13 protein-coding genes and 1 pseudogene are annotated in these 19478 nt (G+C 57.4%); 8 read left to right on the forward strand and 6 right to left on the reverse strand.

Annotated elements, in window-relative coordinates; translation table 11 throughout:
* Positions 1-44 precede the first annotated feature (44 nt).
* Positions 45-1547, forward strand: a complete 1503-nt coding sequence (locus tag ACKLNA_RS05655; protein WP_408985177.1) for an ATPase domain-containing protein — start codon at positions 45-47, stop codon at positions 1545-1547.
* On the forward strand, positions 1544-3214 hold the full coding sequence (locus tag ACKLNA_RS05660; RefSeq protein WP_408985178.1) for an ATP-binding protein: 1671 nt from the start codon (positions 1544-1546) through the stop codon (positions 3212-3214). The genes ACKLNA_RS05655 and ACKLNA_RS05660 overlap by 4 nt, the downstream gene beginning before the upstream one ends.
* A gap of 13 nt (positions 3215-3227) precedes the next feature.
* On the opposite strand, the gene ACKLNA_RS05665 is transcribed toward ACKLNA_RS05660, so the two are convergent.
* From ACKLNA_RS05665 to ACKLNA_RS05685, 5 genes are read right to left on the reverse strand one after another with little or no spacing between them, the layout of a single operon-like run.
* Positions 3228-3605, reverse strand: coding sequence for a response regulator (locus ACKLNA_RS05665; RefSeq protein ID WP_007954537.1), 378 nt, complete (start codon positions 3603-3605; stop codon positions 3228-3230).
* Between the two features lie 44 nt (positions 3606-3649).
* Positions 3650-4864: a hybrid sensor histidine kinase/response regulator gene (locus tag ACKLNA_RS05670; protein ID WP_085709784.1), complete on the reverse strand. Its 1215-nt coding sequence runs from the start codon at positions 4862-4864 to the stop codon at positions 3650-3652.
* Positions 4858-5451 (reverse strand): chemotaxis protein CheB, encoded by a 594-nt coding sequence (locus ACKLNA_RS05675; RefSeq protein WP_248739626.1) that lies wholly within the window; start codon positions 5449-5451, stop codon positions 4858-4860. Before ACKLNA_RS05675 ends, ACKLNA_RS05670 begins: the two co-directional genes overlap by 7 nt.
* Positions 5448-6281 (reverse strand): protein-glutamate O-methyltransferase CheR, encoded by an 834-nt coding sequence (locus tag ACKLNA_RS05680; RefSeq protein ID WP_085709782.1) that lies wholly within the window; start codon positions 6279-6281, stop codon positions 5448-5450. The genes ACKLNA_RS05675 and ACKLNA_RS05680 overlap by 4 nt, the downstream gene beginning before the upstream one ends.
* Positions 6281-9766 (reverse strand): response regulator, encoded by a 3486-nt coding sequence (locus tag ACKLNA_RS05685; protein ID WP_408985179.1) that lies wholly within the window; start codon positions 9764-9766, stop codon positions 6281-6283. Before ACKLNA_RS05685 ends, ACKLNA_RS05680 begins: the two co-directional genes overlap by 1 nt.
* A gap of 269 nt (positions 9767-10035) precedes the next feature.
* Here ACKLNA_RS05685 and ACKLNA_RS05690 point away from each other — a divergent pair, with 269 nt between their 5' ends.
* From ACKLNA_RS05690 to ACKLNA_RS05715, 6 genes are all read left to right on the forward strand, one after another.
* Positions 10036-10401 (forward strand): response regulator, encoded by a 366-nt coding sequence (locus ACKLNA_RS05690; protein ID WP_408985180.1) that lies wholly within the window; start codon positions 10036-10038, stop codon positions 10399-10401.
* 200 nt (positions 10402-10601) lie between these two features.
* Positions 10602-14450 (forward strand): hypothetical protein, encoded by a 3849-nt coding sequence (locus ACKLNA_RS05695; protein WP_408985181.1) that lies wholly within the window; start codon positions 10602-10604, stop codon positions 14448-14450.
* A gap of 83 nt (positions 14451-14533) precedes the next feature.
* Entirely contained in the window at positions 14534-15823 is a 1290-nt protein-coding gene (locus ACKLNA_RS05700; RefSeq protein ID WP_408985553.1) for a glycosyltransferase, read from the forward strand.
* Between the two features lie 146 nt (positions 15824-15969).
* A complete protein-coding gene (locus tag ACKLNA_RS05705; RefSeq protein WP_408985182.1) occupies positions 15970-16842 on the forward strand; it encodes a phospholipase in 873 nt (290 codons plus the stop codon).
* Between the two features lie 48 nt (positions 16843-16890).
* A complete protein-coding gene (locus tag ACKLNA_RS05710; protein WP_408985183.1) occupies positions 16891-17796 on the forward strand; it encodes an AraC family transcriptional regulator in 906 nt (301 codons plus the stop codon).
* A 225-nt stretch (positions 17797-18021) separates the two neighbouring features.
* The gene (locus tag ACKLNA_RS05715; protein WP_408985184.1) at positions 18022-19332 is read left to right on the forward strand and encodes an ABC transporter substrate-binding protein; all 1311 of its coding nucleotides are present in this window, start codon (positions 18022-18024) and stop codon (positions 19330-19332) included.
* A 16-nt stretch (positions 19333-19348) separates the two neighbouring features.
* Here the strand turns inward: ACKLNA_RS05715 and ACKLNA_RS05720 are convergent.
* Positions 19349-19447, reverse strand: a pseudogene (locus tag ACKLNA_RS05720) (metal ABC transporter ATP-binding protein); the annotation flags it as partial.
* Positions 19448-19478: the final 31 nt, after the last annotated feature.

Raw genomic sequence — 19478 nt, forward strand, 5'->3', positions numbered from 1 at the left:
CACCGCCCGCTGCCTCGTTTCCCCTAGTCATGAGAGGGCATTTTTTGTCTACATCGAACGAGTTGATCAGCGCAAAAGCCGCCACGGGCATCGAAGGTCTGGACGACATCCTGGCCGGTGGTCTCTCTCGCAGTCATGTGTTCCTGTTGGAAGGCGAGCCCGGTACCGGTAAAACCACGGTGGCGTTGCATTTTCTCCTCGCCGGTGCCCGTGCCGGAGAACGCTCGCTGTACATCACGCTCTCCGAAACCGAGCGCGAACTGCGCCAGGGTGCGGCCTCCCACGGCTGGGACTTGAATGAAAACATCGAGATTTTCGAGCTGACACCGCCGGAGAGTCTGCTCAATGCCGAGCATCAACAAAGCCTTTTGTACTCTTCTGATCTGGAACTGGGTGAAGCCACCAAACAGATTTTCGAAGTGGTCGAACGCTTCAAGCCGACCCGGGTGGTGCTCGACAGCCTGTCGGAGATCCGCCTTCTGGCACAAAGCTCCTTGCGCTATCGCCGCCAGATTCTGGCGATCAAGCACTACTTCGTGCGCTATGACGCGACGGTGTTGCTGCTGGATGACCTGACCACCGAATCCCTCGACAAGACCGTCCACAGCGTGGCCCACGGCGTCATCCGCCTCGAAGAACTGACTCCCAACTACGGCGCCGAACGCCGACGCGTGCGGGTGATCAAGTATCGCGGTCAGAAATATCGCGGCGGTTTTCACGACTTCACCATCATGGGCGATGGCGTGCATGTCTTTCCGCGTCTGGTGGCGGCTGAACATCGGGGCGACTACCCGCGTCTGCAATTGACCAGCGGCATCAGCGAAATGGACGCACTGCTGGGCGGCGGCATCGAGACCGGCTCCAGCACGCTGATACTCGGCCCGGCCGGTACCGGCAAATCGCTGATCTCGATGATCTTCGCCGCTGCCGCAGTCGCACGGGGCGAGAAAGCGGCATTATTCATTTTCGATGAAGAACTGGGCCTGCTGTTCGAGCGCATGAAGAACATCGGTATCGACCTCAAGGCCCTGCAAGCCACCGGTAATCTGCTGATCGAGCAGGTCGACGCGGCCGAACTGTCCCCAGGCGAGTTCTCTCACCGGGTACGACGCTGTGTCGATGAAGCCGACATCAAGACCGTGGTGATCGACAGCATCAACGGCTATCAGGCCGCCATGCCGGAAGAAAACGCGCTGGTCCTGCACATGCACGAACTGCTGCTGTACTTGAACCGCAAGGGCGCTGCGACTTTCATGACCGTCGCCCAGCATGGTCTGGTCGGCGACATGCAGGCGCCGGTGGACATCACCTATCTGGCCGACACGGTCATCCTGTTGCGTTACTTCGAAGCCCTCGGCAAGGTGCGCCGGGCCATTTCGATCATCAAGAAACGCACCGGCAGCCATGAATCGACCATCCGCGAATACCGGATTTCCGCCCAGGGCATGACCATCGGCGAACCGCTGGAAGCCTTCCAGGGTGTGCTGCGCGGTGTGCCCACGTACCTCGGCGCGAGCAATCCGCTGCTCAAGGAAGAGAACTTGTGACCGTCACCGTCCCGCTGTCCGAACGGGCGCTGATTCTGGCGCCCCTGGGTCGCGACAGCCAGATTGCGCTGATGATCCTCAACGAGGCCGGGTATGGCGGCCTGATCACCACCGACCTGGGAAACCTGTGTACCGAACTGGAGCCCGGCGCCGGTCTGTTGCTGATTGCCGCCGAAGCCCTCAATGGCCCGGACCTGGAAGGCCTGCTGGCCTATCTGAAGCAACAGCCGGCATGGTCGGATCTGCCCATCGTTTTGTTCACTCATCATGGCGGCGCCGAGCAAGGTCCGTCTTCGCGCCTCAGTGAATTGCTGGGCAACGTGACATTCCTTGAACGCCCTTTTCATCCGGCGACCTTGATCAGCCTGGTGTCCACAGCCTTGCGCGGTCGACGACGACAATACGAAGCCCGCGACCGGCTGATCGATCTGAGCGAAAGCGAGCGGCGTCTGCAATCGACCCTTGAAACCCTCGAGCAACAAGTCGAGGAACGCACTGCGCAACTGCGACACAACGAAGAAGCCCTGCGCCAGTCGCAGAAGATGGAAGCGGTCGGTCAGCTCACCGGCGGGATCGCCCACGACTTCAACAACATGCTGACCGGGATCATCGGCAGTCTTGAACTGTTGCGCCGGCGTCTTGCCCGTGGCCGGACAGAGGATCTCGACAGCCTGATCGATCTGGGCGTGACCTCTGCCAACCGGGCGGCGGGCCTGACTCACCGCTTGCTGGCGTTTTCCCGCCGGCAGTCGCTGGATTCCAAAGCGGTGCAGATGAATGATCTGGTGCAATCGATGGGCGAGCTGCTGCAACGCAGCCTGAACGAAAGCATCCAGCTGGACATGCGTTTGCATGAACAATTGTGGGTGGCCGAGGCTGACCCCAATCAACTGGAAAGCGCCCTGCTCAACCTGGTGATCAACGCCCGGGACGCGATGCCCGACGGTGGCAATCTGGTGGTCGAAACGGGCAATCAGGTGCTGGATCGTGACTTCACCGCGAGCTACAGCAATCTGCAACCCGGCGACTATGTCGTCCTGAGCGTCACAGACAACGGCTGCGGCATGCCGCAGAGCGTGATCAACCGCGCATTCGATCCGTTTTTCACCACCAAACCCATCGGTCAGGGCACCGGGCTGGGCCTGTCGATGATTTATGGCTTCAGCAAGCAGTCCGGCGGGCATGTGTCGATCGACAGCGAAATCGATCAGGGCACCACGGTCAAACTCTATCTGCCGCGCTTTCAGGGTGAGTCCCTGCCCCATACCCCGATGGATACGGAACAGACTCCGGACGCCCTGGAAGGCGAAACCGTGCTGATCGTCGAAGACGACCCGGCCGTGCGGGTGCTGGTCAGCGCCGTATTGAGCGAGTTGGGTTATGGATTTGTCGAAGCCAGCGACGCCGACGGTGCCGTGCCCATCCTGGACTCGGCGCAGCGCATTGATCTGCTGATCAGCGACGTCGGTCTGCCGGGCATGAACGGCCGGCAACTGGCGGAAATCGGCCGACAATACCGGCCGGAATTGAAAGTCCTGTTCATCACCGGCTATGCCGAGCACGCTGCGGTGCGCGGCGGATTCCTCGACCCTGGCATGCAGATGATCACCAAGCCGTTCACCTTCGATCTGTTGACGGCGAAGGTGCGGGAGATGATCAAAAGCTGAGGCGGTTGACGCCTCAGGCCAGCAGTTCCTGAATCTTCTCCTGCAACACGTCCAGGTCGAACGGTTTTTCCAGGATCGGCGCCCGGCGGGTGATCGGGCTGCCGGTCTCGCGGATTTCCTGCGGATAGCCGCTGATGAAGATCACCTTCAGGTCAGGACGCAATTTTACGGCGGGTTCGGCGATCTGCACGCCGGAGATTCCACCCGGCAGGCGGAAATCGGTAATCAACATGTCCAGATGCGGCTTGCTCGCCAGAATCTCGAACGCCTGCTCGCCGTTTTCGGCCTGCAATACGCGATAGCCCTGCCCCGACAGATAGTCTGTCAGCACCATCAGGATTACCGGTTCGTCCTCGACGACGAGTACTACATCTTGTGCATCTACGCTCATGGGAAGCCTTTGTTCGGTCAATAGCTGCTGATACGACCGTGTGGTCACTCAGAGGTTGCGTTTGTTTCGCCGTTTTCCTGGAGCGGCAGACAAACGCGAAACAGGGCGCCCTCGTTGATCCTGCTTTCGACGACGATGGAGCCGCCGTGGGCGGCGACGATCTGCTCGGAAATGAACAGACCCAGCCCGAGACCGGCGACCACCGTCTTGGCGGAAACCCGTTCGAACTGTTGAAAAATACGTTTCTGGTTCTCCTCGCTGATGCCGATGCCCTGATCCGCAACTTCGACCCGCGCTTCATTGCCTTCGCGATAAACCCGCACCTGCACCGGACTCTTGCCGCCATACCGCAAGGCGTTGGTCAGCAGGTTCGACACCACTTGCTCGATGCGGAACTCGTCCCACTGCCCTTCCACCGCTTCCGTTGCGGTAAAGCTGACTTCAGTCTCCGCCGCTTCGATCTGCTGGGCGAAATTCTGCAGAAGGTTGCCCACCAGTTGCGAAAGATCGAACCGGCTCGGTCGGATCGACAGCTTGCCGGTGCGGATCCGCGACACGTCGAGCATGTCCTCGATCAGCCGGATCAGGCTTTTGATCTGGCGCTCGTCGCGGTCGACCATGGCGTGCATCTTGTCGAGGGTGAACGCGGCGGCGTTGTCCCGGGCCAGGTGCATCTTGCGCAGCTGCGTTTCGAGGATAAGGCCGTTGAGCGGCGTGCGCACTTCGTGGGCGACGATCGACATGAAATCGTCACGCATGCGCACGGCCTGCTCCAGTTCGCCCTGGGTGCTTTGCAGTTGCTGCAACAGCGCTTCCTGTTCGCGACGGCTCTGCTCCAGTGCTTCGACCTGTTGTTTCATCGCCTTGCTCTGGCGATACAGGTCGACAAAGACGTTGACCTTGCTCTTCACCGCATGGATATCCAGCGGCTTGTGCAGGAAGTCCACCGCGCCACTTTCATAGCCCTTGAACGCGTAGTTCAGCTCACGGCCGGCGGCGCTGACGAAAATGATCGGGATGTTCTTGGTCTTCTCGGTGCCGCGCATCAGTTCGGCCAGTTCGAAGCCGTTCATGCCGGGCATCTGCACATCGAGAATGGCCATGGCGAATTCGTGTTGCAGCAACAGCGACAGCGCTTCGTCTGCCGAAAGCGCTTTGTAGACGGTGCGGTCTTCGCGTTTGATCAGCGCTTCGAGAGCCAGCAGGTTCTCGGGCAGATCGTCGACGATCAGCAGTTTTGCTTGGATATTACTCAGCATGCGATTCGTTCCAGCTCGACAAGCAGACGGCCGATGCCGCGTATGGGAAGTATGTGATCCGGTTGATGAGTCTTCAATGCAGCCTCGGGCATGGTCGCCACCAGCGCGTCCTGCGGATCCTGAACGATGGTCAGCCCTCCCTGGCGTTTGACCTGGGCCAGACCTCGTGCGCCATCGTGGTTGGCCCCGGTCAGCAGTACGGCAGCCAGCGTCGGGCCGTAGACATCGGCAGCGGACTCGAACAGAAAATCGATCGACGGCCGCGAATGGTGCAAACGGTCCTCCAGACTCAACGACAGGCTGCGATCCTGCTCTACCGACAGGTGATAGCCCGGTGTGGCGAAATACACCGTGCCGGGGCTGATGTCCTGTTTATCGATGGCCTCGGTCACTGGCAGCGCCACGCGCCGGGCGAATACCTCGGCGAGTTGACTGCGTCGTTCTTCCGGCAGATGCAGCACGATGATGATCGGCAAACCGAAGCCTGCCCGCAGCGAACCGAGCAGGGTCAGCAAGGCCTCGACGCCACCGGCGGAAGCCCCGACCACAATCGCCTCGACCCGAGGCAAATCCGCTGCACTGTTCATGATTTGCGGTAGATCCGTTCTTGTTTCACCAAGGGCTCGAACTGGTTGGAGTAGCCGGAAAAATCCAGCGTTTCCTTGCTGCCCAGTACCAGAAATCCACGGTGGCACAGCGACTCATGGAACAATCCGAACGCCCGATCCTGAAGTTTTTTATTGAAATAAATCAACACGTTACGACATGAAATTAATTGAGTTTCGGAGAATACGCTATCCGTTGCCAGGCTATGATCGGCGAAGGTCACGTTCTCGCACAGGCTCTTGTCGAAAATCGCATAACCATACGCAGCCGTGTAGTAGTCGGCAAACGAGCGCTGACCGCCGGCCTGCTGGTAGTTGGCGGTGTAGGCGCGCACGTTCTCCATCGAAAAGATCCCCTGCTTGGCCTTGTCCAGCGAGCGCGGGTTGATGTCGGTGGCGTAGATGATCGTGCGGTCGAGCAGGCCTTCTTCGCGCAGCAGGATCGCCATCGAGTAGACCTCCTCACCGGTGCTGCAGCCGGCGATCCAGATCTTGATCGACGGGTAGGTCTTGAGCAGCGGCACCACTTCCTGACGGATCGCCAGGAAGTGCGACGGATCGCGGAACATCTCGCTGACCGGAATCGTCAGCAGTTGCAGCAACTGCATGAACGCCGTCGGGTCATGCAGGACCTTTTCCTGCAACGCCGAAATGGTCGCGCATTCGAACTGGCTCAGCGCATGCTGCACCCGGCGCTTGATCGACGCACCGGAATAATCGCGAAAGTCGTAGCTGTACTTGAGATAAATCGCCTCGATCAGCAACCGCAGTTCGATTTCACTGTTTCGTTCAATGTGATTACTACGTTCCACTAAATGCGTTCCATCTTCGGCAACCACACGCGAATCAGCGAGAACAGGCGATCCAGATCGATGGGTTTGGCCAGGTAATCATTGGCGCCCGCCTGCAGGCAGCGCTCCTGATCGTCCTTCATGGCCTTGGCCGTCACCGCGATGATCGGCAGCTTGCGCCAGCGCGGATCCTTGCGGATCTCCATGGTGGCTTCAAAACCATCCATTTCCGGCATCATCACGTCCATCAGCACCAGATCGATGTCCTCGACTTCTTTCAGTTTTTCAATCGCTTCACGGCCGTTCCGGCCGATCACCACGACTGCACCCTTGGTTTCCAGCGCGCTGGTCAGGGCGAAGATGTTACGCACATCGTCGTCCACCAGCAGCACCTTGCGGCCCTCGAAGACCTTGTCGCGGCTGCGCGCGGTCTTGAGCATCTTCTGCCGTTCATGGGACAACTGCGATTCGACTTTGTGCAGAAAGAGTGTGACCTCGTCCAGCAGGCGCTCCGGCGAGCGTGCGCCCTTGATGATGATCGAACGCGAATACTTGCGCAGATCGGCCTCTTCATCGCGGGTCAGGTTGCGCCCGGTGTAGACGATGACCGGCGGGAACGAGCAGATGTCTTCGGTGGACATGCGCTTGAGCAGATCGTTGCCGAGCATGTCCGGCAACTTCAGGTCGATGATCATGCAATCGAAGATCGTCGTGCGCAGCAGCTCCAGCGCGTCCTGCGCCAGGCCGACGGCGGTGATTTCAATGTCGTCGTCACCGATCAGGCGGGCGATGCTTTCACGTTGCAGATCGTCGTCTTCGACCAGCAGCACGCGTTTGACCTTCTGGGTCAGCTTGGCTTCAAGGCGCGCGAACACGTCTTTGAGCTCTTCCCGGGTGGTCGGTTTGACCGCGTAGCCGATGGCGCCCATGTGCATGGCGGCCTCGACACGATCCTCGACCGAAATCACGTGCACCGGGATGTGCCGGGTTTCAGCGTGTTCTTTAAGGCGTTGCAGAACGGTCAGGCCCGAGTGATCCGGCAGGCGCATGTCCAGCAGGATCGCATCCGGAACGAACTCTTTCGCCAGGTCATAACCTTCGTCGGCTCCGTGGGCGACCAGACACTGATAGCCCAGTTCATGGGCCAGGTCGTAGAGGATATGGGCGAAGTTCGGCTCGTCTTCCACCACCAGAATGCAGCGGGTGTCGAACGGTGCCTTGTTGCGGTCATCGTTGAAGCGCGGGATATCCGCGGAGGCCACCGGCGATACCGCCACGACCGGCGCGGCAACCGGTGCGGGCGGGGTAAACGTCAGCGGTGCGATCGCCGCCTCACCGTCTTCGCTGTATTGCTGCGGCAATACCAGGGTAAACACACTGCCCTGCCCCGGCGCGCTGCTGACGCTGATCGAACCGCCCAGCAACATCGCCAGATCCCGGGAAATCGAAAGCCCCAGACCGGTGCCGCCGTACTTGCGGTTGGTGGTGCCGTCGGCCTGGCGGAAAGCCTCGAAAATGCTTTCCTGCTGGTCCTGCGCAATCCCGATCCCCGAGTCGCGCACGATAAAGGCAATGCGATCGTCCGGCTGGCCCGCGATGGTCAGGCTGACCGTGCCGTGCTCGGTGAATTTCACGGCGTTGGACAGCAGGTTCTTGATCACCTGCTCCAGACGCTGGCGGTCGGTGAACAGGGTGATTGGCGCATCCGGTTGCAACTCGACGCTGAACATCAGTTTCTTGTCTGCCGCCAGTGGCTCGAACACGCTGCGCAAGCCATCGGCCAGACGCGCCACGCTGGTGTTTTCCGGAACCACTTCGAGCTTGCCGGCTTCCACCTTGGAAATGTCGAGAATATCGTTGATCAGGTTGAGCAGATCGTTGCCGGCGGAATAGATCGACTCGGCAAACTTCACCTGCTCGGCGCTGAGGTTTTCCTGCGGGTTTTCCGCCAGCAACTTGGCCAGGATCAGCGAACTGTTCAGCGGCGTGCGCAGTTCGTGGGACATGTTGGCGAGGAATTCGGACTTGTACTTGCTCGAACGCTGCAGCTCTTCGGCGCGTTCTTCCAGTTGCACCTGCGCCTGATTGAGTTCGGTGTTCTTCTGGTCCATGGCGTCGCGTTGCTCGGCCAGGGTCTGGGCCTGTTCGGCCAGTTGCTCGTTGGTCTGCTCCAGCTCGACTTGCTGGGTTTCCAGGTGCGCCTGGGACTCTTTGAGAATCCGCGACTGTTCTTCCAGTTCTTCGTTGGCGGTTTTCAGCTCTTCCTGCTGTACCTGCAACTCTTCGTTGAGCTGCTGGGTTTCGGCCAGGACTTCCTGCAGACGCTGGCGATAACGTGCCGCTTCGATGGACGTGCCAATGTTGCCGGCAATCAGTTCAAGCAAGGCTAAATCGCGCTCGGTCAGCGGACGCAGGAAACCCAGTTCAATTACACCGTTGACCCGGTCGTCATCGCTGGTCGGCACCACCAGCACACTGTGCGGCAAGCCTTCACCCAGACCAGAGCTGACCTTGAAGTAATCGGCCGGCACCGAATCGAGGCGAATCAATCGCGCCTGCTGGGCGGCCTGGCCAACGATGCCTTCGTCGCTATAGAGGGATTGTTCCTGTTGTTCCTGCTCGCGAGAGAAACCGTAAGTTGCCACGCGCTTCAGGCCGCCATGTTCTTCACGCACGTACAACGCCGCGACGGCAGTGCCCAGGTATTGCGCACAAAATTGCAGGATGTTGCGACCCAACAGATTGAGCGTCAGTTGCCCCAGCACCTGCTCGGCCAGTTCGGTCTGGCCTGTGCGCAGCCAGGCTTGCTGCGAGAGACGTTCAGCACTGGCCAGTTGCGCGGCCAGGTTGGCGCTATAGCTGTTGGAAAGACTGACCAGATCGCGCCGGCCAATGTAGGCCAGCAAACCGCTGATGCCGGCGATGAACAGCAGATACAGGCTGATGCTCCAGATCGTGGTCCGGCGCACATCTTCGTTGCGCGTGGTGCGCAATGTCTGCTCGGTGTCGATCACGTCATCGAATTGCTTGCGGATCTCATCGGTCAGGCGCTTGCCGCGCCCGGCCTTGACCGCGGCCTTGTAGTCGCCGCTGGCGCGCTGCAGGTCGATCATCGATTGCGCGTAAGTCGCCCACTCGGTCTGCAACGCCTGCAAGCGGCGCAGGCGATCGGTCTGCACCGGGTTGTCGGCGGTCAGTTCAAGCAAGGTGTTGAGCGCTACGGCAATGCGAGGCTTGGCGGTTTCATAGGGATCGAGGAAGTGCTCGTCGCCGCTGAGCAGGAAGCCGCGCATGCCGGTTTCCAGGTCGACCGTAAGCTTCACCGCTTCGTTGGCGTTATTGATCACCCGGTCGGTGTGCTCCACCCACTGGATAACCGACAGCAAATAAGTGATCAGCGACACGAAGAACACGGCACTGATCGCACCGACGCCCAGTGGTAGCGCGATGTTGCGGGTCAGCAGTTTGCGAAACCGTGATTCATCAACCGAAGACGGAGAGGACATGTGGCAGCCTTGTCGAACTGTTGAAAACCAGGGAGTTTGCCCCAAAACGGCGGCATGGATCCATTTTTCTCACAGTCTTAGCACTGTTTTCCCACATTTGCCTGCGCCGGATCGCAGGCTAACGGTTATCCTTGCCCGCCCGTTTGCGCCTATTCTTTTTTGTATCCATCCGGGAACTTGTGGCCATGCGCCACTTACTCATGCAAGAGCCCGGCAATTTTGATCGACCGGCGCCCCGTCCCCCCCCCCCATTCTTGAGAGCCGCCACTATGTCCACCACCACGTCCACCATCCTTGTAGTAGAAGACGACACCATCGTGCGCATGCTGATCGTCGACGTGCTGGAGGAACTGGACTTCAAGGTTCTGGAGGCGGACGGCAGCGAACAGGCCCTGGCAATCATCAAGGATGCAAATCAGCACATCGATCTGATGATGACCGACGTCGGGCTGCCGATCATGGATGGCCGTCAACTGGCCACCGAGGCCCGTAATATCCGCCCTTCACTGCCGATTCTGTTTGCCAGCGGTTATGCCGAGACCATTGAAGTGCCGGCAGACATGCATGTGATCGGCAAACCGTTTTCAATTGATCAGTTGCGTGACAAAGTCAAAGCAGTTCTTGGACAGAGCTGATTTTCCCACAACTTATATTTCCGCCAGTGGGCAGACTATTTCAATCTGCCCGGACCAACTTTGAAACCAACTACAACTACCCATTCACTGCTAGTCACCATTACTCTGGCGGCGCCCGGTAGTTTTGTATTTATTGTTTCACCAACCCAAACATAAACATCGAGGCCCAAGACCAAAAACAATTCAAGGATAAATTGTTCATGCAACTTGCACAGAGCGAAAGCCTGCTGGACATCGATAGTTTCGAGATTGCCAAACGTCAAAAACTGGATCAGGCAGAGAAAACCAGTATTGCCCTGGCACTTTCCGCTATTGCGCGAAACCGCGCCCCCGTTGAAGCCGTTGACTTGCACTACACCACTGTTCCGCGCGTAGCGGATACGACGCTCGATCACGCGGTTGAATATGCCCGCATCGCCTTGTCGAAGATGCTGAAAACCGACGACTTCCTGTTTCTGGCAGAAGTTCACTCGCTTTCAGCGGACACGGCTGTATGCGTGGATGAACACGCAAGGCTGTTTGTTAAGGATCAAGGCCCCTGGCGCAATTTGACTAACGATAACGCGATCACTGCCGAACTGCGTCAGGAGATAGGCATATTGGCCGATTGCGCGGAACAGACTGGAGGCTACGTTTTTTTTGCCAATATCATTGGCGTCGAACAATGGCTGCGGTTCCACGACTACACACTACCGACCAACGTTGCAGATACCCGGAAACTGATTGCCTGGCTCGAGTTTCAACTGCCGGCCAGTCCGGTCACCGGGGACTATCACGAACTGTTGATGGCACCTGCTGACTCGGCCTTCCATCTTTCGGCAAGTGATCGTCAAACGATCAGGCAGATCGCCAAGAACACCACACGGGGCCGATTCAGCCTTCTGCAACATATCGTTACGCCAGACTTCAAATCAGTCACAGCCAGCTTGAGGCGCGAGCAAGCGGCCGCTCATCTGGACCACTTCCTGAAGACCCCTGAAGCCGGTGCACTGGGCATCTACCTGCATGACCGCCTCGGATGGACTCTGGATGAAAACCATGAAGTGGCTGCGAGACAGATCAAATGCATGGTCGCCACTGCGCTGATTCTTGATCTCGGCATTGAAGTCGAACGGCAGACGAAGATCATTGCCGGGTTTCAGCTGTATCACCCGGCCAATGCGTCGAAAACAGCACCGCAAGTGGTTGAAGCGTTTGAATGGCAACTGACTCGCGAACTGCAACTGGACCCGCTCTATGCTCCGTTGGCCGCGCACCTTTTGCTGGCTTGTGCTGCGCCACAATTGATGGTTCAGCAGACACCCGCCGAACTGGCAATCGGCAAACCAGACTGGGTAATCGTGTCCCAGGCTGTTGAAATGATCGAACTCACGGCGCCCGGTGCCTCACGCCTGATGACCTATGAACAGGTAAAAGTGTTTTCCGAGCTGGCCCCCGTCAGTACTACTCAACGTACGCTGCACGAGCTGACGACCATCACGCCCATCATCCAGTGGGGGATGCTCAACGGAATACTGCCAGCCACCGCCGACAACGATGATGTGAATGCATTTACCACTGCTGCCAACCGTTTCAGCCAGTATGTGGAAGCATTGAACGACGTCGAAACCGGTATTGCGGTTATTCCGCCTGATCGACGGGAGTTGGCATTGCAGGAGCTCAAGCGCGTTATGCCGGAGGGGCACTACCTTGAACAGCAAGTGTTCAAGGCCAACTTCGATCTTGCACTTGCCGAACGCAACGCTTTTGAGTGGGGGCTTCTTCTTCTCCCCGTCAGCGAGGGGAATGTATACCTGACTTCCGCAATAGGGAGACTCCGTGTTTCGATTCTTGATCTGTACATGTCTGGCGATCTGGTCGTAAACGGCAAACTTACCGATAAGTTCGTAACCGTTGGAAAGTTCAATCCACCCCGTGGCGCTTTTTCGCGTATCAATGAGTTGAAGCCGATCGACTCGATATTCGACAAGGCTTTCGAACAATACTATCTGGCACTGAAGAAATGCCTGTCATCCATTCTGAAGATGGCGGTTGCCAACTTGCCAGAACCTGACAGGAGAATGATCGCCAATGGTTTCATTACCTTATATACCGTACGTGAGGCAGTAAATCCGCTTAACCCATTTCAGGAAACCCCACGTCAGCGTAATGCCGCAAAGGGCCGTTACGGCATTATTCTCGGATGCCAGCATGAAAGAGCTTTTCGCTGTTACGAACTCTTTTCGCTCAGAGGAATGTGTCTTGAGCGCCCTGAGCTGGCCGAAATGTTGCGATCCAGCGGTGTTGTATATGAAGAACCGTCCTTGTCGTATGAAGGAGCCGATACAGACTTTTTGCCCAAGAACCTGGAGCAGCGATGGCCTCTGGACTTTGATGCCTATATGAAAGGTAGCGCCCCCAAAAAAGGAGTGTCTTCTAGTGTGGTGGTGGAAAAGCTCTGGAATTTCGCCCTGGTGTCAGATGAAGTCCAACCGGTGCCCCTGTTTTTTTCTCGGGCATTTGATGCTTTGGCAGAGGGTGTACTCGGCAATCATCCCGTAGCCACCCGTGAAGAGCTGTACTCTTCGCTGTACGCACAGACCGCACTGCAGCGAATCCGCACTAAAAACGACCAGGTGAATGAGGCAATCATCAACGTGATCGTGCCCTTCAAGAAATGCATTGAAGACATCCGTTCCGGCGATGCAGAGCGAGTCTCCGAAGGCATCGGCGGCTGTATTCTCGATGGTCTGGCATTGCTGGGGCTGGTAGTCGGATTTGGCGCCAAAATTGCCGGCGTCGTCGGCAAGACAACCTCGACGACCGCCAAAGCGCTGAGCCTTGCCAAGGCCGGAGCGCGCTTTTCGGTGTCGATTTTCAACCCTCTGGATGGTTTACCGGCGTTGGCAGTGCAAGGTGGACGGATAGCCAAAAAAGGCGTGTTGCTCCTGAGCAGGCACGGGCTCAATGCGGTAGAAACTGCGACTAACCAACTGCGCAAACTGACAGGCAGCGCTCAATCTTATGACCTGGTGAAGGCCGCGCAAAAATCCGACTTGTTTCAAGGCACCTGGAAAGCAGCGGACAACCTGGGCGATCCGGTCAACCTTCTGGCGCTGCAGCGAAACAGTGACTGGTACGCGCTGAACCTGAGGGTCGGTGGTGCCTGGGGGCCTAAGTTGAGAAATCTGAAGGTGTCACCTCTGGCGCCGCTTCGGCGGCTTTTCGGTCGTGCGAAGCCTTTCAGTTACACCCGGGGCTATGTGAAAAAAGGACTGCCGGTCGCCAAATCGAAACTCGACAATGCAATGTTGATGCTACTGGATGCCGACAACACCGACGTGCGAGCCATCCTCAAGCATGTTTTCGGTAATGATTCCGATGAGGTTCTCAAGCATGTGAAGACTAATCTGCAACAGATGCGCAACGATCTGGACTTCATCACGCAGGCCAACATTACTTACCAAAAAGGTTCAGAAGCCCGAGCGGCGTTGCGCCCGGAGACTTACCAACGCTGGAAGGCGAGCATTCTCGACGGTTCGTATCTGAAGAATCCGCCCGAGCAGTTTCTGGTGATCTATCCCGAAGGGCTTGATGATTATTACCGTATGACGAAGTACGACGATGGCCGGATCGGCGATGTACTGATTCATGAACTGGCTCACGGCGCTCCGGATACCCTGGACCTTTATTACGGCCAAGTGAAAGGGGGCCACAATGCCCCCGCCGAATTTGATGTGGCCGGCCTGCTCCAATTGGGCAGTGCCAAGAACACCAAATCGGTCAGCCCCAAAAACCTTGCGAACCTGCAGCATGCGAGTGCGTATGGCGAAGGGCTCGAGTATTTCGACACCATTTCTGGCACCTTGCCTGATCTGGTGCGACGGCATCCGGCACTGCATAACGCGGACTCTTACTCACTGGCGGTTTCCCTGCTCAATCAGGCGCGCAATCATCCGAAGGTTTTTTTGCTCAATCTAGAAAAAATTCGTCGCGGGATTCAAAACACCTCGAATCTGGGCTTTATCAAGGGTTCGCTGAGAATCAATCTGAGCAGCGCATCCCTCTGACAAAAACGCATCACTTGGCGCGCGGGTTATGCTCTAATTCGCGCGCTTTTTTATCCCCTTCTCACCGTCCGGAATCGTTACTCATGAGTCAGCCCGCAACCAAAGTCCTCGTCATTGGTTACGTCTGGCCGGAACCCCGCTCCTCTGCCGCGAGCGGACATGTGATGCAGATTCTCGAGACCTTCCTGCAACAGGGCTGGGACATTACGTTTGCCAGCCCTGCGGGCGTTGGTGAACATCCGGCCGATCTTGCCGAACTGGGTATCCGCACTGTCCCCATCGAATTGAACAACAGCAGCTTCGATGTCTTCGTCAGCGAGCTGGCGCCTGATATCGTGCTGTTCGATCAGTTCATGATTGAAGAACAGTTTGGCTGGCGTGTGGAAAAACACTGTCCCGACGCTCTGCGCGTACTGGAAACGTCGGACTTGCAGAGTTTGCGACACGCTCGTCATCAGCGCTTGAAAGATCGGCTGAAGGCCAGCGATGACGCGAATGACTTCAATGAGCTGTTCGCGCCTGCGCTACGCGAAGAATTCGAGCTGATGGCTGACACCGACCTGGCCAAACGCGAGATTGCCGCGCTGTTTCGCTGCGATCTGAACCTGATGATATCGCCGGTGGAAATCGAGTTGCTGGTGCAGCAGTTCAAGTTGCCGCCCGAGTTGTTGCACTGGTGTCCGCTGATGGTCAATCCGTCCAGCACACCGGTAAAACCTTTCGAGGAGCGCGCGCACTTCCTCAGTATCGGCAATTTCCGCCACGCGCCGAACTGGGACGCGGTTTTATGGATGAAGTCGGCCGTCTGGCCGCTGATCCGCGAGCAACTGCCGAAAGCACAATTGCACATCTACGGCGCCTACACACCGCCGAAAGCCGCAGCCTTGCACAACGCCGCGCAGGGTTTTCACATCATGAACTGGGCCGAAGATGCGTTGCAGGTCATGTCCGATGCGCGCATCTGCCTGGCACCTCTGCGGTTTGGCGCAGGGATCAAGGGCAAACTGATCGACGCCATGCTCTGCGGCACCCCGAGTGTCACCACACCGATCGGCGCGGAAGGCATGCACACCGACCAATCCTGGCCGGGAGCCATTTGCCGTACGGCACAGGATCTGGCCAATGCCGCCGTTGAACTCTTTCGCGACGAGGCCCGCTGGCAAGCAGCTCAGTCTCAGGGACAAGCACTGCTCAGCGACGTTTACCCGCAAGCCATACATGGACCGGCATTGATCAACAAATTGCAGGAGTGCCGTAAAAACATTGCTCGACTAAGACGCCAAAACTTTACTGGCAGCATGTTGCGCCATCATTCACACAAGAGCACCCAATACATGGCGCAATGGATTGAGGCCAAAAACAAAAATAATTAATACGGAAAAACAAAAACACAACGACTAATAATTTGCACAACTATCCAAATAGCCAAATCAACATCAACACACTATAAAAGTCCTGCAAACGCCGCCTTGACGACCGCAACGCGGCACACTCTTGAAAACTTAAGCAGGATATATTTATGCCCATTAACAACTGGATGAGCACGACCCCCGATATTGATTCGTTGTCGATATCTGAAATGACTTTGCCGGGTAGCCATAATTCTGGCAGCGACTGGCGCGCATCCTATCCGTTTTTCGGCCCTCCCCCGCACTGGCTTGCATGTCAGCACAATTCCTTTTATGCACAATTGAACTATGGCAGCAGGGCACTTGATATTCGCCTGGCCTATAACGCCAAGGCAGAAGGCCCGAAAAGGTTCGTCGTTCACCATAATGGTCATCGTAATTCTCGAACTTTGATGGACCTGATAGACGATGTAAATTCCTTTCTGGACAATTATCCAGATGAGTTCATTGTGTTGGACTTTCACAATTTTGACGGAGAGGACTTCGACTACAGTCATTTCAACAAGATGATGACCCAATTCCTGGGCCCTCGCCTTATTCCGCGCCAAAACCAGTCTTTGAGTCTTCGCAACCTGAAACGAATCAGCACGCAACAACGTGTATTCGCAGCAGCGCGATCCCACTGGCAACTTGATCATAAGTTATTTCATTATTACATCGACCACCAATGGTCCGGGAGTGGTGTTACCAACACGGACGAATTAAAACAGTTTATTGGTCGAGTCATGCAGAATCCGCCAGGCGCCTGGCAACCCTGGTCGTTGTCAGCGACAAGCTACACCGTACTGGGGGGCCCGGTCGATATTCATGGCGAACTGAATAATTGGTTCGATCTCAATAACAGTGACTGGATTTTGAAGTGCAACATTATCAACGCCGACTTCATCGAAGAGTCCGACCTTTCAGAGCTTTGCCGGGTTGCCAACATTTTGAAGGTTGAACGGCGCCAACGCGGTGCAGTAACGGACGCTGGAAAAGCCTGAACAGAAAGAGGCATCATCGCCAGGCGATAACAAAAAAAGCGCCCGATCATGACCCGAACCGCCCGCGTGACTGACCCCTCTTACGAGCTGATGGATGACCACAACGGGTTGTCCATCATCTATCGCCAGCATGGCTTCCCTTGCCCCCTGGTGCGCTGGCATTTCCACAAGGAATACGAACTGCATTTGATCGTGGCCAGTTCGGGCAAGGTGTTCATCGGTGACTACATCGGCAACTTCTACCCCCAGACACTGTTCCTCACCGGCCCCAACCTGCCGCACAATTGGATCAGCCAGGTGGCCGTAGACGAAGTGGTCGAGAAACGCGACATGCTGGTGAACTTCACCGATGAACTGTTTGAAAGCGGTCATCAGGTGTTTGCCGAACTGAAGACCCTGGCGCCATTGCTGGAGCGTGCGCAGTACGGCATCGAGTTCCGCTGTCCACGCACGATCCGCCAAGCGACAAACCTGATGCAGAAGATTGCCGACACCCGAGGCATCACCCGTCTCGGGCACTTTTTCATTCTGATGGAGCTGCTGGCCGCCACCGACGACTACCAGCTGCTGTCCGGCGCAACCACGCCGCAACTGGCTGACGAACACAACATCGACCGCACCAACCGCGCGGTGGATTACATCTTCGCCCACTACGCCCGCGAACTGCCGCTGGAGGAAGTCGCCGAGCATCTGGGCATGAAACCCACCTATTTCAGCCGGGTGTTCAAGCAGGCCACGGGGCGCAATTTCATCGAGTTCGTCAACCGACTGCGCATCAGCAAATCCTGCGAACTGCTGGCGGATGGCGACAAACCGGTGACCGAGGTGTGTTTCGAGTCGGGCTTCAACAACATCTCCAATTTCAACCGGCGCTTTCAGCAGCTCAAAGGCATGACGCCTTCGCATTACCGGCGGCTGGTGGTGCAACGCCTGACCGAGCAGAACCACGGCTGACGCCTGAAACCTGTACGGTTTCATCAGCGCAACGCTGCTGAAACCCCCTTCCCTGCGTTAATCACTCCAGTCCCGAGTGCAAAAAAGTATCGATTCAAGTGCTAGGGATGATTTGTCAGCCCTGCGATTGAAGGCTGTAATCAGTGCACATTCTTCCCCTGCTGGAAGAACACAAAAACAATAACTGTCCTTCTGCCCCCGCCGGGTGCAGAAAAGGAGTGCACGATGCAACCCACTGCAAAAGCTCTGCTTGCCCTCACCTGCATGACCCTCAGCAGCGTCAGCCTTGGCGCCCAGACCCTGACCATCGCCACCGTCAACAACAGCGACATGATCCGCATGCAAAAGCTTTCGAAAACCTTCGAGACCGAGCACCCGGACATCAAGTTGAACTGGGTCGTGCTGGAAGAAAACGTCCTGCGTCAGCGCCTGACTACCGACATCGCCACCCAGGGCGGGCAGTTCGACGTGTTGACCATCGGCATGTACGAAGCCGCACTCTGGGGCGCCAAGGGCTGGCTGGAGCCGATGAAGGATCTGCCGGCCAGCTACGCCCTCGACGATGTGTTCCCGTCGGTGCGTGAAGGCCTGTCGGTCAAGGGTTCGCTGTACGCCCTGCCGTTCTACGCCGAAAGCTCGATCACCTATTACCGCACCGACCTGTTCAAGGACGCCGGCCTGACCATGCCCGAGCGTCCGACCTGGGAGCAGATCGCCGGCTTCGCCGAAAAACTCACCAACAAGGACAAGGAACAATACGGCATCTGCCTGCGCGGCAAGGCCGGCTGGGGCGAGAACATGGCGCTGATTACCACCGTCGCCAACGCCTACGGTGCGCGCTGGTTCGATGAGCAGTGGAAGCCGGAATTCAGCGGCCCGGAATGGAAGAACGCGCTGAACTTCTACGTCGACACCATGAAGAAGTCCGGCCCGCCGGGGGCATCCAGCAACGGCTTCAACGAAAACCTTGCGCTGTTCAACAGCGGCAAATGCGCGATCTGGGTCGATGCCAGCGTCGCCGGCTCGTTCGTCACCGACAAGACCCAGAGCAAGGTCGCCGATCACGTCGGCTTCACTTACGCGCCGCATCAGGTCACCGACAAGGGTTCTGCGTGGCTGTACTCGTGGGCTCTGGCGATTCCGACCAGCTCCAAGGCCAAGGACGCCGCCAAGGAATTCAGTGCCTGGGCCACGTCCAAGGAGTACGGCGAACTGGTCGCCAAGACCGACGGCATCGCCAACGTACCGCCGGGCACTCGCGCCTCGACCTACAGCGAGGCTTACATGAGCGCAGCGCCGTTTGCCAAGGTGACGCTTGAATCGCTGAAAGCGGCTGATCCGAGCAAACCGACCCTCAAACCCGTGCCTTACATTGGCATTCAACTGGTGACCATTCCCGAGTTCCAGGGCATCGGTACCCAGGTCGGCAAGCTGTTTTCGGCCGCGCTGATCGGCCAGACCACGGTCGACCAGGCGCTGACCGCCGCGCAGCAAACCACCGAACGCGAGATGAAGCGCGCGGGTTATCCGAAGTAATCCTGCGAAAAGCTGCTCCTGCCTCCTGTGGGAGCGGGCTTGCTCGCGAAAGCAATCTGACATTCAACATTGATGTCGACTGAAAGTCCGCTTTCGCGAGCAAGCTCGCTCCCACAGGGGATCTTCATAGGTCTGTATGACTCGGT

Source organism: Pseudomonas sp. UV AK001 (assembly GCF_046097675.1).
Taxonomy (GTDB): Bacteria; Pseudomonadota; Gammaproteobacteria; order Pseudomonadales; family Pseudomonadaceae; genus Aquipseudomonas; species Aquipseudomonas kribbensis.